Below are 12834 nucleotides of genomic sequence, written 5' to 3'. Positions count from 1 at the left end.
CGCAATCTTGAAGAGGAGGAGGCCGCTATGCAAGCGGCCTTTCCATTATAGCTATCATTCCGGGCGTAGCTGGGCTCAGCTGCACCAATCATTTTGCGTGTCACCCGCTCAGTGGGTCGTGCAAACCATTTCAATCAAAGCAGCAAGTTGATGGCCCTCAAGGATCGCGTAACGATGGGTACCAGTGCGAACAAGGATCTCGATCGCCTGAAGCTCGTTAATGTTCTCCCCAGCGTATTCAATTGCTGCTTGCAGCGAGATGAAATTCTTATTCACGGTGCCGGGGAGCCAGCTATGAACGGTGACAAGAGCAGGCGAAGACATTTGGTTTCCGATCTACAATTCAACGAGATGACAATATCAGAAAACAACCTAAGTGCGCCTGTGACAGGTGTATCTGGTTACCGATTGATTGACGTCGTCGATTGCCACGTTCTGATGCTGCGCGGGCGGCCATTGTTCAGCGCCTTCAATAAAAAAGAGCCCCGCCGAGACGGGGCAATTTTGGAAAGGACGGATCACACAGGAAGGAAGAGTTGACATACGGCCCGTCACTAAGGGCAACCTGTGCGATCCTGCCGCTCGAACGGAAAAGCGATTGCTTTGTTCCCGTACGGTTTCGTACGATGCAGGCGCGGCCGCGGGATCTTCAAAAGTGCCCACAAGCCGGTAGCCGCGCAGAAGGGGTTGGTGAAGGAGTGGACCATTGACCTCTGCGCGGCCCGAACCCCGTGGAGGGGGTGGATCGGGAACAGTGCAGGGCAGACGCTATCCCGCGATCTAAGCGGTTAACCATCACTCAGCGGATGCTGTTCCCGTACAGTTCCGCACAAATCATTTTGCCGCGGATCAAATTAGGAGTCGCAGCAGCGCTGCCTCGTCCTGCACCCCATGCTGGAATGACTGGATAATCCGGCAGGCTAAATCCTCACGCTCAGCGTCTGTGTTGATTTGCTTCAGCGAAACGACGTGGTCGTAGACCCTTTGGCAGAGCGCCACCTCGGCGTCGTTCAGCACGTTTTGCGCCTGCGCAATCTGGAATGGGATCATGACAGCCCTCCCTTTCCCTATAAAAAGGGTAGGGCGGAAAAGGGCCGGTTCAAGCGTGGAGGCTGTGGACTATCGGTCGCACCAGTCATTCCTCTTCGTCGGTTGCCAGGTCCGCGCAAAACCCTCCTGAAGAAGCTTCTTGCCGATTTCTTCCCCATTCGTTCGGTAGATGTTGACGAGCGGCCGGTGTGAAGGCGTCCGGTCCACCGCGCCGCTCGACACGATCCGCAAGCCCTTTTCAGCCAGTAGCTCTTTCAGCCTTCCCTTGGCGATTAGCGCCAGCTTCCGTTCCTTCATGCACTTCGCGTGCGATCCGATCTCCGGCGTGTCTATGCCCGAGACGAACGGAATACCTTCCCCCAACAACCGCATGTTTTGCCCGTCGCATTTTACAGTGTCGCCATCGACCGCCGTCAGCGATGCGCAGAAGATCAGTTCATCGATCATCCTTGCTTCCTCGCATTCCGTTTAAACGCATCAGCCGGTGATAGTATTCCTCGACCTTTCGAATAGCCTCGCGCGGTTCAACTTCGAAGCCTTGGTGGAGCGTCAGCCTTCGGCGCACACTTGGGCCAAGAACACTCCATTGCCACATGCTGTTATTCGGCCCGCCGCTCTCCATTCGTATCCTCCCGATGATTATTTCCCCGTCATAGCCCAGCCAATCGAGATCCGTCGGCTGATCGCGTTCGTCGATCTTCGTGCCGCGCCATTTGTAGAGTGGTTGGTATCGAGTGGGCATACCCGGAACATTGCCCTAGCCGCTTCAATAATCAATCTGGGTGAATTGGCTTTTAAGCCATGAGGGGTCCCAGAGCGGCCCGGTGGACCGCACGGCCACTGCGAACAGGGGTGCAGCAGTACAAGATACTGAAGCCGTGCGGCCCGTCGTCACAACCCATAACTGCCTGAACAGGTTCCCGTATCATGAGTTCACCGCAAAAAAAGCCCCGCTGGATGGCGGGGCTAGTTTGTACAGACGGAAAGGCGGCTGCGCCATAGTTGCTGGGGAGCAGACGAAAGCGCATCCTCGCGCAAAAACCCGCCGTTGCAACAGAAAGTTCCCGGCCCTCACCTAATGAATTTGGGCAAATTGCTTTTCCGAGCGCCGCTGCTGAAGTGTCAGCATGGCGAAGCCGTCCCGCAAACCTTCCCTGCCGCTGCTCGGTGAAGCCGACACGCAGCTCCGAAGCCGCCCGCGCCGGCGCCGAGATCCCGCCCAGCCGAACCTGCCCCTGGACCCGATGCCGGCGCGCGTCGAGCCGTGCCTAGCGCTGCTCAAGGCCAAACCGCCGAAGGGCGATGATTGGGTTTTTGAGATCAAGTGGGACGGCTATCGCCTGGCTGTCCACATCGAGCCGTCGGGCGTGCGCATCCTGACGCGCGGCGGCCACGATTGGACCGAGCGCTTTCCGGCGATCCTGGCCGAGGCAAGGCGCCTACCTGTCTCAACGGCGATCCTGGATGGAGAGGCCGTCGTGCTCGACGCGCATGGCCGGTCCGATTTCGGCATGCTCCAGCAGTCGCTGGGCGGGCGAGGGGGCAAGGGGGCGTCCAGAGATGCAATCTTCATGGCATTCGATCTTCTCTATTTCGACGGCCATGACCTGACCGGAACCGAGCTCACCTCCCGGCGCCACCTCCTCGAGGGACTGGTGCCCGCCGGCGGAGAGGACGCTATTCGATTGTCAGAGGAGATCGAGGCCGATGGCGAGCAGCTACTGCGCATCGCTTGCGAACACGACCTTGAAGGCATCATAGCGAAAGACCGTAACAGCCCGTATCGATCCGGCCGCCTCGGCGACTGGCTGAAGATCAAATGCATCCAGAGCGATGGCTTCGCGATCGTCGGCTATGAGATGTCGACGGCATCATTCGGGGGTATCGGCCGGCTGCTGCTCGCCGCGCGCAAGGGAGGCGAGCTCGTCTATGTCGGGGGAGTGGGAACCGGCTTCAACGAACGCTCCGCCGCGGATCTCCGGAAACAGATGGACAAGCTGACCATGGCCAAGCCGGCCGTCGATTCGGCGTCGTCCTGCGAATGGCCTGAAATCTCCGAAATTAGCTTGATCTTCTCATCGTGGGCCTTGTCGAGATTGGCATAGGCAAAGGTGATCGCCGTCCCGCGCAGATCGTGGAAAGTTACCCCCTTGATTCCGAGGCGTGCCATCTCCTTGCGCGAGCGACAAAGCGCACCACCTATAATATTAGCCCGCTAGTCCGCGGGGCTGGCAGCGGTGCCTTACGCTGGAGGGCCTAATCATTGCCTCAGTCGGTCAGCGCCTTGATGATCGCGTTCGGGCGCGTTCTCGGTCATGGGCAAGAAGAAGTGCGTGTTCTTGGCCTAGGCGGTCTCGTACACGATCTCAGATGATAATTCCTGAGATCCTGAACAAACCAGGGAAGCTAACCGCCGAGGAAATGGATCTTGTCCGCGCTCACCCGCAAAAGGGTTACGAGATGGTGGCGAAAGCGGACTCGGCGCCGGATGAAGTGCTTGATATCTGCCGTTTCCATCATGAGCGCTATGATGGCAGCGGTTATCCCGATCGCCTGTCGGGCAGGGACATCCCTTATGTTGCTCGCGTTGCTGCCATTTGCGACGTATACGAGGCGCTGACATCCATCCGGCCGTACAAGCGGGCTTTCTCGCAGGCGGAGGCAATCAACATGATGATGAACTCTTCCGGACATTTCGACCAGAAGCTCTTGTCGGCGTTCGTCTCGAGGATGATCATCAGTGGCACCCTGCACTGATCCAGACATTGCCCGAGATTTACGAGGGCGCTGGCGTCGAGCGGTTATCGGCCAGGTTGCAGCTTGGGCGCCCTCTTCGTCGAAGCCAGCGACCGTTCTCTGGAGCAGCTAATCATCGCGGGTGACAATCTCATGTATGCAGCAAAACGTCGGAAAACGCACTGCTGCCAGCACCGGGCTATGCGCACTTGCGCTGGAGGGTTTCGTCACCATTCTCACGGAGGCCTTGCCAGCCGGTCTGCTCCCGCAGATCGGGGTTTCGTTACGTGTGAGCTAGACAATGGTTGGTCAGTAGATCATGCTCTGGGATCGCAGCTTGCGGCGACCCTGCCTACGCAGCGACACGCAGCTGGCGCAGGCTGCCGCCGGGGCAGCGACGTTGTTTCAGATTGCATCAGCGCGTGCGGGTTCGGCGGCTGATGTCGCGCAGGCGGATTGCGATTGGTCGATATCGCTATGCTTGCCTGCGCGACCGGATCAAGGTTGTGCATTTGAACGCCGACCCTTTGGATGAAGCCGTCAACCCCCTTAGAGGAGCCTGTTATGGCGGCAGCATCACCTGCCAGCCAGGACATTTCGATGGGACTGAACCCGCCGATGCCAACCAGTAAGCCACGATCGTAGCGTTAAGCAAAGCCGGGCACCAATGGTCGGGCACCGAGACTTCAACAACCACTTTCGCTTCGATGCCGTCCAAGAGCGCCAGACAAACGCGAGGTAATTGTTTTCATCACATCGGGCGCGGGAATTCACAACCGCCGTTCAGTCCTGGCATCGAATAGATGCAGCTTGCCGAGGTCAGGCGCAAGGACCAGTTGGTCCCCGGCGCGCAGTTCGAGGCGCTCCCTCACCGTCGCGATAAGGGTATCGGCGCCGAGCTTGGCGGTGATCTGGATCTCAGCTCCGGTCGGCTCGACAAGGACGACATCCGCCGTCACGGGGCCCCGTCCGACCGTCATATGCTCAGGCCGGATGCCGTAGATGATTTCGGCGCCGCGCGCCAATGCTGCGCCTTGGGGCAGAGGTAGCCTCCCGCCACCATCGGCGATGAATTCAAGAGGTCCCGATGCGCTGACCTGACCGCGAATGAGATTCATGCCCGGAGATCCGATGAAACCTGCCACGAACAGGTTGGCCGGTTCGTCATAGAGGTCCAATGGGGAGCCTATCTGCTCCACGAATCCGTCTCGCATCACGACGATGCGATCGGCCATCGTCATCGCCTCGATCTGATCGTGCGTGACATAGATGGTTGTTGTCTTCAGCCGCTGGTGCAGCTGTTTGATTTCGGAGCGCATCTGAACGCGCAGCTTCGCGTCCAGATTGGACAGCGGCTCGTCGAACAGGAACACCTGCGGATTGCGCACGATCGCACGGCCCATCGCAACACGCTGGCGCTGGCCGCCCGAGAGGTTCCTCGGATATCTTTCGAGCAGATGCTCGAGCCCGAGAATCTGGGCGGCCTCGCGAACACGCTGCTTGGTCTGCTCTCTGGGCGCCTTAGCCAGCTTCAGCGAAAAACCCATATTGGCCTCGACCGTCAGGTGCGGGTAGAGCGCGTAGGATTGGAAGACCATGGCGATGTCGCGCTCCTTCGGCGCAATATTGTTCACCACCTTGTTGCCGATCGAGATCCTGCCGTCGGAAATCTCTTCCAGCCCGGCGATCATCCGCAACAATGTCGATTTTCCGCATCCGGAGGGGCCGACGAGGATGACGAACTCGCCGTCCTCGATATCGATATTCACGCCATGCAGGACTTCGAAGTGACCGTAGCTCTTACGGGCGTTCGCCACACTTACTGACGCCATGATTTTCTCCGGCTGATGTTCGCAGTTCGACGGGCAGCCTTTCGTGGAAGCGGCTGCAGGATTGTTTATTGCATTGCTGTCGCGGCAGAGTAGGGAGCCAAAGCCGCGTCGATGGCCGCAAGGCAAAGTTCGCGGGCGTTGGGAGCGATCCGCTTTGACACCACGTCGGGGTATAGTCTTGCCAGATACTGGCTGATCAATGTCTCGGGGATGTCTCCGGGGAGCCGGCTGAACAGTTCGTCCACGGCCGCGGAGGCCCTTGGATCAGGCCAGTAATAGCGGATACGGTCGCTATAGCTGAAATGCCGCTGCAGGCGCTCTTCTTCGGGACTGGCGCTGTAGTGACCTGCCCAGTGCGCCGGTTGCTCCACCATGATTGCTTCCATGGCAGCGGCCAGTCCGGTTTGCGCCGTCGTTCCGGCAAGCACGCCGGCGATCGCATCGAGACCGTAGAGAGCCTCGCGAAGCGCGAACGTTAGCCCAGGCCCGACTTTGAGGATGGCGAAGCCGCCATCGATCAGAGCCGACAAGGCACTGGACGGTTGGTAGTCGGTGGAATGCGCTTCGAAAATCAGTCCGGGCATTTCGTCCAGCGACCGGATGAGGCCGATCGCTCTGTCGGGCTGGTAGAGCGCCACGTTGGTATTGCCGAACTCGACTCCCGGCTGGACCACGATGCCGATCACCCGCTCCATGGCGGAAGCCAAACCGGCTTCGGCAAATGACGCCCGATGGACAGCCAGGGTCTTCAGCGCCGCATCGGCCCTCGTGATGTCGATTTCCCGGAGTGCGTGGGTTGCACCGCCGGGAGGCGGCACCTCTGTCCCGATGATATAGACGGGCGGCCGCCGGGGCGCGCGGTGACTGGCCTCTTCGGCAGCCTTTGCCAGATGTGCGGCGCGGGCCGCCGTCACTTCGTCCTCCAGTGCAGTCGGTTCGCCCGCGCAGCCCATCGACGTGTCCAGGTGGATCTTCTCAAATCCGGCCTCGACATAGGCCGCGACCATGGCAGACGCGCGCGCCATCGCCTCTTCGGCCGGCAGCTTCCTCCATGGGTTCGGGCCGAGATGATCGCCACCCAGGATGATGCGCTCGGCCGGAAAATCAGCGGCCGCAGCGATGTCCTCGACGAAACGGCGAAATCCCGCCGGCGTCATCCCGGTATACCCGCCTTCTTGATTGACCTGATTGCAGGTGGCTTCGATGAGGGCAGGCCGGTCTTCTGCTGCTGCGCGCCGGAGTGCGGCCTCGATGACCAGCGGATGTGCGGAGCAGACCGAGGTGACGCCGCGTGGAAGCGCAAGTTTTCCCGTGCCCAGAAGCTTTTGCAGAGCGGTCTGGCGGTTCTCTTCGATCGCAGTCATGCCAGTTTCACGACCTTGGTCAGGTGACGGGGAGAAACTGTATCGATCTGCCGGGCCTGAGCGGCGCGTTCGCCCAGGACTTGTAGCGCCGGCAGGACGACCAGACCTGTAAGCGACAAATCGGCATCCACGGCGAGCTCGACATCGCCCGGACCGCCAAGGCCAATGACGACCGCACCCTTGTCTCTCAATTCGCCGGCCAGCTTCGTCTCGGCCTCCCGCTGGTCCGAGCTGTAAAGCATCACGACAGCGGTCTTTTCGTCGACAAGGCTGATCGGTCCATGACGGTATTCCAGGGGGTGGAAGGCTTGCGTCATGATTTGGCTCATTTCCATGAGCTTCAGCGCTCCTTCCAGAGCGATGCCGAACAACGGACCTCCGCCGAGAAATACGAAGTGCGTCCGATCGGCGATCATGGCGGGAAGAACACGATCGAGAGCGCCGGCGATCTTGCGGGCGGCGCCGACAACGGAGCTCGGCACATGCTGCCCGATCATCTGCAGGCCAAGAAGGACCATCAGGCTCGCCGACACCGTCATGACGATGCCTTCGTCAGAATGGGTCTCGGCAGAAATCATCCGATCGCAATTCTTGGCAAGAGAGCTTTCCGGCTCGACCGTCACGGCAGTGACGAATGCGCCGGCGGCCCGGCTCGCTTTTGCGGCAGCGACTGTCTCCGTCGTCTCACCGCTGCGCGACAGCGCCACGACATGGGTGTCGCGCCAGTCGGGCCAGAATGCCGAAGGCCGGCTTTCCCATTCGGCGCCAGGCACCGCAATCGCCTTTCGCCCGGCGAGGTTGGAGTAGGCTGCAAGCGAGAGCGCGAGATTGTAGGACGTGCCGCAGCCGACGAAGACCAGTAACTTGGAACTGCTATCGGCCGGATTTGCACCGATGGCTTTCTCCCAATAGGGAAATTGCTCGAAAATAACCTTTTCGGTCGTATTCATGAAGTCTCCGATTATTTGACCGAACCAGCCAGCAGGCCGCTGACGAGATAACGGTTGAGAAAAATGACGACGAGGGCGGGGATGACGATCGCGATCGAGCCGCTGGCCGTAATCAGCCCGTAGTCGATGAAGTTCTTCGTCACAAATTCAGGTATGAGCACGGTCAACGGCTTCGTCGCCTGCGGTGAAAAGATGAGCGGGACAAGATACTGTCCCCAGGCGCCCAGGAAGGTCAGGATCGCTGCCGCCGTCAGTCCCGGTCCGGCGAGCGGCAAGACGATGTTGAAGAAGATGTAAAGCCTGCCAGCGCCATCGAGCTGCGCCGCTTCCTCGAGCGCGATCGGAAGAGCTTCGAACACGCTTCGCAACAGCCAGAGCGAGAGCGGCAGAAACGCCGAGACGTAGATCAGAGCGATGCCAACATAGGTATCGACGAGGTGCAGCTTGATCATGATTTGGTAGAGCGGGATCAGGACCGCGTAGGCGGGAATGGCCAGCGTCGCGACGACGGCAACGAAGATCGCCTTCCTGCCGGGGAACTGAAGCCGGGTGAAGGCGTAGGCTCCAAGCGCAGATATCGCAACGCAGAGCAGCGTGGCGGCGACCGCGGTGACAACGCTGTTCAGCAAGGCAGCGCGAAACTGCTTGAAGACTTCGACCCCTCCGATTCGGGCAATGTCGATGCCGAACAGTCGCGAATAATGATCCAGGGTGAAGTGCTGCGGGAAGAAGTTGATGGGCCGGACCGAGAAGTCTTCGCTTGGCGTAACCGAGCTCGCGATGGTCCAGTAGATTGGTCCGAGGGACCAGATCAGCAGCACCAGGACGCCGGCCCAGATCATCAGTCGATAGGTTAGGGTGGCTTTCATCAGTCGAACCGTGTGTTGCGGTATACGCGAAGGACGTAGACGAGCGAGATCAGCAGAGAGACGAGCGTGATCACCACCGACAGCGCCATCCCATAGGAAAAGCGGAGGTTCTGGAACGTTTCCAGGTAGATCTGGACGAGCACCGGCCTTGTCTCGAGGCTGGCTCCAGCCAGGACCCAGGCTTCATCGAAGAGGTTGAAGGCATTTACCGTTGCGTTCGTCATCGCCACGGCGATTGCGCTTCGAACCAGGGGCAGTGTCACCAGGCCGAACATCTGGAAGCGCGTGGCGCCATCGATGCGCGCGGCCTCATAGAGATGCGCAGGGATGCTCTGCATTGCAGCCAGAACGATCACGATCGTCAGCGGCATCATCCGCCAGACGTGAACGATGGTCACGGCAACGATCGCGCTGGTTCGATCGTTGAACCAGACGTGATTTTCGAAGGGGAGTCCGAGTGCGGACAGAATGCCGTTCAGCAGGCCGGCGCCGGGTTGATAAATCCAAAGCCAGATGACGGAATTGACGACCCCAGGCAGCGCCCAAGGCAGTATCACCGCGGCGAGAACCCATTGGCGCCCGACCTTAATCTGGTTGATCAGCGCCGCCGAAAGCACGCCGAAGACAGTTTCCGCGATAACCGCCAGGACGACATACATGAGCGTATTGCTCCAGGTCGTCGCGAGCTGGCCGTCGGAGAGCATCCTTGCATAATTTTCCAGGCCGACGAAGGGCGTGCCGGCCTGCATGGGATTGACCCTGTGCAGACTGTCCCAGACCGTTCGGCCCACGGGATAGAAGACAAGCGCGGCCATCGTGATAACGATCGGGGAAATCAGCAGAAGCCCGAGGGTGGTGTCGGCGTTGAAGCCGACCCCACGCTTGCTTGACAGGCCTTCAGATGCGAAGGCGGTCATTGCGCCATCGCCTGCTTGGCAGCGGCAGCGATCGCCTCCATGGCTTGGTCGACGCTCATCTGGCCTTTGGCTGCGCTGTTGATCGCAGTGTTCACGCCACTCGAGAACTGCGGATACCAAGGCGGCGTGCCCTGCGGGAAAAGCGGCTCCACGGTCTTGGACTGCGCCACCAGTACATCGCCGCTATTCAACTTGCCGTCCTGGTTCAACTCGGAGAGCGCGGACGTGCGTGTCGGCAGGAAGCCGTTTGCAGCATTCTTCTTCTGGAAGTCCTTGCTCGTGAACCACTTCACGAAGGCGATCGCCGCATCCTTGTTCTGAGAGACGTTCGGAATGGCGAGCGCCTCGGGAAGGCCGAAGCTTCGCGTTTCGCCGCTCGCGGTCGGCACCAGGATGGCTTCCACCTGGCCGGCGACTTTCGACTGCTTGGGATCGTTCATCTGGCCGAGGCGTCCGGGCTCGCCGGAGATCATGATACTGGTGATGCCCTGGCCGAACATGCTTTCGTTGATCTGGCTGTCCTTGAGGCCGGTGGATGCCGGATCGACGAGCCCTTCCTTGAGAAGCATGAGTTCGAAAGCGAGCGCCTTGTAACCAGCCGAGTCGGGGGATGTGAAAAGCGGGTTGAAGTCCTTGTCGAAAAGCTCTCCGCCGAAAGCCTTCGTCAACAGATACCAGCTCGTCGAGGCGCCCTCCGTTGCCGAAACCGGCAGGCCGATCGGATATTGCGTGATGTCCTTTTCCTTGATCTTCTTGGCAGCCGCGACGAGGTCGTCGAGCGTCTTCGGCATTTCCGATACGCCGGCATCGGCAAAATGCTTTTTGTTGATCAGCATCACGCGGAAGTCGTTCGTATAGGGAACGCCGAGAAGCTTGCCATCGACGGTGAAAATCTTCGCCACGCCGATGTCTTTGACGCTGTCGGCATCGATCACGTCATTGAGCGGCAGGAACCAGCCGGCGGCGCTGAACTGCCCTGTCCATGACCAGTCGAATTCGGTCACGTCGGCCGGCGCCGTGCCTGCGACCAGAGCCGTCACCAGCTTCGGCCGGATATCGTCCCAGGAGAGCGTCTGCAGGTCGACGTGAATGCCGGTCTCGGCTTCGAAGTCTGCCGCAATGGTCGGCCCCTGGGGTGACGGCATCAATACTGTAATTGACTGGCCGGCGAGCGGCTTTGCGTCGTCAGCGAGGGCGGGCATGGCAATGGCCAGAGCCGCCGACGCAAGTAGTCGCAAGATTAATTTGTGCATGTTCCCATCCTTCATTGTTTTCTTGATGCTCGGATTAAACTGCGTGCGTGCCGATGCCCTGGGCAGTGGCCGCGATTTGCCCGAACCAGCCTTCGTCCAAAGGCCAGTCGAGAAGTTGGGCGGCAGCCAGAAGGGCGCCGCCAATGGGGGGGAGTTTCGGTGGCGCCGGAGCCTTGCCGATCCTGCGTCCGAGCGCTTCCAGCAGGAGCCGGCTGGAAAACGTGCCGCCAGCATAGGTCCAATCGGCATCTGTCCGGCAATGACGCGAAATCGCGTGATGGTGTTTCGAGAGTTCGTCGGCTGCCTGCTCCAGCAGGCTCACGGCTCCCTCGTCACCCCCGCTCGCTACCCGATCCACGAGAGCTGAAATCGCTGCAATTTCTGCCCTTGGATTTTCGAGCGAACTCGCCCAGTCGCCAAGCCCGTTCATCGGATCGGCAGGATCGATGTGGAGTCGGTCGAACAGGGCCGCCGCCAGGGCTGTCGCCGGCGCGCGCCCGTCCAGGCTTTGGCTGACGAGGTTGAGCGCCCGCTGCCCAATCCAGTGACTGCTGCCTTCGTCGCCGATCAGATCGCCCCAGCCGCCGGTTCGTTCCGATTTGCCCGCCTCGTTACGCGCCCAGGCCATGGAACCCGTACCGGAGAGAACGAGTATCCCCGGCTTGCCCGCGAAGGCGCCGAGATGGGCGGCATCGACGTCATTCAGGACTTCGCGACGAACATTCGGAAAGGCGCGCTGGATCGCATCGCGCTGCAAGGCGGACAGGCGTGCGACCTCACCATAGGCGGGAAGCCCCGCGGCGACCGCCATCAACTTCGTTTCGTCACGAAACGGGAGCAGGTGCCGCTCCAGCTCTTCCAGCCAGTTCGGATTGTCCATGGGATTGACGCCGCGACCGCGGGAACAGCGCAAAATGCGGCCGGTCCGGTCTGCAACGGCAACGACGACCTTGCTTCCGCCACCATCGATACCGAGGACCAGCTCGTCGCTCATTCCTTGGGCCCCAGCTGCGCGATCGTTGCGTCGACACCGAAATTCGCCAGTTCCTCGCGCCAATGGCGCGAAAGTGCGGAATCGGTAATGACCTTTGCGGTGTTCAGCGGCGCCACTTTGTACGTCGCCATCGTCCCGAATTTTGATGAATCGGCGAGAACGAAGCGGTTCGCCGACCGAGCCAGCATCCGGCGATTGAGGCTCGCTTCGGCGCTGTCGACGCTATAGATCGCCCCATCGGGACTGATGGCGCTTGCGCCAAGAAAGAGCTGGTCGAACCAGATCGTCTCGATCATCGCCTCCGCCTGCGGTCCGACGAGAGACGCGTTTTCGCTGCGCAGCTGGCCGCCGAGAAGAATGACTTCGAGGTTCGGAATGTTCAGGAATTCCTGCGCCACGGTCAGGCCATTGGTGAAGATCCTGAGTGGCGTGGGGTTGATCCTGATGAGGCGCGCGAGCTGCAGCACCGTGGTGCCCGCATCGAGGAAGATCGCCGTGCGCGGATGCAGCAATTCATGGGCAGCAGTCGCAATGGCGCGCTTGGCCGACAGGTGACGTTTTTCCCGCTCCTGAAAGGCGACCTCGACCGAAGAGCCTTGCGCGATGCGGGCCCCGCCGTGCACGCGATCGATCGCTCCTTCCTGCTCGAGGATCTGCAGGTCTCTGCGCACCGTAGCAAGCGACGCGCCAATGGCGTCAGCAAGTGCCTGGATGGTGGAAAAGCCGTTCGCATAGAGATGGCTGCGGATTGCATCCAGACGATCGACCTTCATTCCGCCTGCCTGGTTCACTGAAAGCCTCCGAGAGTTTTCTCTATATCGATCACACTTCCACTCAATATGATCAGAGTCAATCAGATTTTTGATCCT

General features: G+C 60.2%; 13 protein-coding genes. 2 read left to right on the top strand and 11 right to left on the bottom strand.

The features are described from left to right. Positions 1-108 precede the first annotated feature (108 nt). The 3 genes from FHX03_RS31805 to FHX03_RS31795 form a co-directional block, all read right to left on the bottom strand. Positions 109-324 carry a hypothetical protein gene (locus FHX03_RS31805; RefSeq protein ID WP_183857147.1) on the bottom strand — a complete coding sequence of 72 codons (216 nt, stop codon included), beginning with the start codon at positions 322-324 and terminating at the stop codon, positions 109-111. A 525-nt stretch (positions 325-849) separates the two neighbouring features. Then, on the bottom strand, positions 850-1050 hold the full coding sequence (locus FHX03_RS31800) for a hypothetical protein (RefSeq protein WP_183857145.1): 201 nt from the start codon (positions 1048-1050) through the stop codon (positions 850-852). Positions 1051-1119: 69 nt separating this feature from the next. After that, positions 1120-1497 (bottom strand): thermonuclease family protein, encoded by a 378-nt coding sequence (locus FHX03_RS31795; RefSeq protein WP_183857143.1) that lies wholly within the window; start codon positions 1495-1497, stop codon positions 1120-1122. 680 nt (positions 1498-2177) lie between these two features. Here FHX03_RS31795 and ligD point away from each other — a divergent pair. Together ligD and FHX03_RS31785 are read left to right on the top strand one after the other, a co-directional pair. After that, positions 2178-3155, top strand: a complete 978-nt coding sequence (gene ligD, locus FHX03_RS31790; protein ID WP_183857141.1) for a non-homologous end-joining DNA ligase — start codon at positions 2178-2180, stop codon at positions 3153-3155. A 265-nt stretch (positions 3156-3420) separates the two neighbouring features. Beyond that, on the top strand, positions 3421-3807 hold the full coding sequence (locus FHX03_RS31785; RefSeq protein ID WP_312865352.1) for an HD-GYP domain-containing protein: 387 nt from the start codon (positions 3421-3423) through the stop codon (positions 3805-3807). A gap of 749 nt (positions 3808-4556) precedes the next feature. On the opposite strand, the gene FHX03_RS31780 is transcribed toward FHX03_RS31785, so the two are convergent. The 8 genes from FHX03_RS31780 to FHX03_RS31745 all read right to left on the bottom strand — a co-directional run bounded on the left by FHX03_RS31780 (position 4557) and on the right by FHX03_RS31745 (position 12756). Continuing rightward, positions 4557-5618, bottom strand: a complete 1062-nt coding sequence (locus tag FHX03_RS31780; RefSeq protein ID WP_183780548.1) for an ABC transporter ATP-binding protein — start codon at positions 5616-5618, stop codon at positions 4557-4559. Positions 5619-5683: 65 nt separating this feature from the next. Continuing rightward, positions 5684-6982: a D-tagatose-bisphosphate aldolase, class II, non-catalytic subunit gene (locus tag FHX03_RS31775; RefSeq protein ID WP_183857138.1), complete on the bottom strand. Its 1299-nt coding sequence runs from the start codon at positions 6980-6982 to the stop codon at positions 5684-5686. Then, positions 6979-7932 carry an SIS domain-containing protein gene (locus FHX03_RS31770; RefSeq protein WP_183857136.1) on the bottom strand — a complete coding sequence of 318 codons (954 nt, stop codon included), beginning with the start codon at positions 7930-7932 and terminating at the stop codon, positions 6979-6981. Before FHX03_RS31770 ends, FHX03_RS31775 begins: the two co-directional genes overlap by 4 nt. 11 nt (positions 7933-7943) lie before the next feature. Continuing rightward, a complete protein-coding gene (locus tag FHX03_RS31765; RefSeq protein ID WP_088675162.1) occupies positions 7944-8801 on the bottom strand; it encodes a carbohydrate ABC transporter permease in 858 nt (285 codons plus the stop codon). Further along, positions 8801-9718, bottom strand: a complete 918-nt coding sequence (locus tag FHX03_RS31760) for a carbohydrate ABC transporter permease (protein WP_183780561.1) — start codon at positions 9716-9718, stop codon at positions 8801-8803. The genes FHX03_RS31765 and FHX03_RS31760 overlap by 1 nt, the downstream gene beginning before the upstream one ends. After that, on the bottom strand, positions 9715-10971 hold the full coding sequence (locus FHX03_RS31755; protein ID WP_183780565.1) for an ABC transporter substrate-binding protein: 1257 nt from the start codon (positions 10969-10971) through the stop codon (positions 9715-9717). The genes FHX03_RS31760 and FHX03_RS31755 overlap by 4 nt, the downstream gene beginning before the upstream one ends. 34 nt (positions 10972-11005) lie before the next feature. After that, positions 11006-11965, bottom strand: coding sequence for an N-acetylglucosamine kinase (locus FHX03_RS31750; protein ID WP_183780568.1), 960 nt, complete (start codon positions 11963-11965; stop codon positions 11006-11008). Then, positions 11962-12756 carry a DeoR/GlpR family DNA-binding transcription regulator gene (locus tag FHX03_RS31745; protein ID WP_183780571.1) on the bottom strand — a complete coding sequence of 265 codons (795 nt, stop codon included), beginning with the start codon at positions 12754-12756 and terminating at the stop codon, positions 11962-11964. Before FHX03_RS31745 ends, FHX03_RS31750 begins: the two co-directional genes overlap by 4 nt. Positions 12757-12834 lie beyond the last annotated feature (78 nt).

The sequence above is a fragment of the Rhizobium sp. BK456 genome (assembly GCF_014194045.1).
GTDB lineage: Bacteria > Pseudomonadota > Alphaproteobacteria > Rhizobiales > Rhizobiaceae > Rhizobium > Rhizobium redzepovicii.
This window is presented reverse-complemented; position numbering and strand designations above follow the sequence as displayed.

Bases quoted from the DNA above. Each gene is read 5' to 3' on its own strand.
- FHX03_RS31805 (WP_183857147.1), bottom strand. From the start codon at position 324: ATGTCTTCGCCTGCTCTTGTCACCGTTCATAGCTGGCTCCCCGGCACC.
- FHX03_RS31785 (WP_312865352.1), top strand. From the start codon at position 3,421: ATGATAATTCCTGAGATCCTGAACAAACCAGGGAAGCTAACCGCCGAG.
- FHX03_RS31800 (WP_183857145.1), bottom strand. From the start codon at position 1,050: ATGATCCCATTCCAGATTGCGCAGGCGCAAAACGTGCTGAACGACGCC.
- FHX03_RS31775 (WP_183857138.1), bottom strand. From the start codon at position 6,982: ATGACTGCGATCGAAGAGAACCGCCAGACCGCTCTGCAAAAGCTTCTG.
- FHX03_RS31780 (WP_183780548.1), bottom strand. From the start codon at position 5,618: ATGGCGTCAGTAAGTGTGGCGAACGCCCGTAAGAGCTACGGTCACTTC.
- FHX03_RS31750 (WP_183780568.1), bottom strand. From the start codon at position 11,965: ATGAGCGACGAGCTGGTCCTCGGTATCGATGGTGGCGGAAGCAAGGTC.
- FHX03_RS31755 (WP_183780565.1), bottom strand. From the start codon at position 10,971: ATGCACAAATTAATCTTGCGACTACTTGCGTCGGCGGCTCTGGCCATT.
- FHX03_RS31760 (WP_183780561.1), bottom strand. From the start codon at position 9,718: ATGACCGCCTTCGCATCTGAAGGCCTGTCAAGCAAGCGTGGGGTCGGC.
- FHX03_RS31770 (WP_183857136.1), bottom strand. From the start codon at position 7,932: ATGAATACGACCGAAAAGGTTATTTTCGAGCAATTTCCCTATTGGGAG.
- FHX03_RS31795 (WP_183857143.1), bottom strand. From the start codon at position 1,497: ATGATCGATGAACTGATCTTCTGCGCATCGCTGACGGCGGTCGATGGC.
- ligD (WP_183857141.1), top strand. From the start codon at position 2,178: ATGGCGAAGCCGTCCCGCAAACCTTCCCTGCCGCTGCTCGGTGAAGCC.
- FHX03_RS31765 (WP_088675162.1), bottom strand. From the start codon at position 8,801: ATGAAAGCCACCCTAACCTATCGACTGATGATCTGGGCCGGCGTCCTG.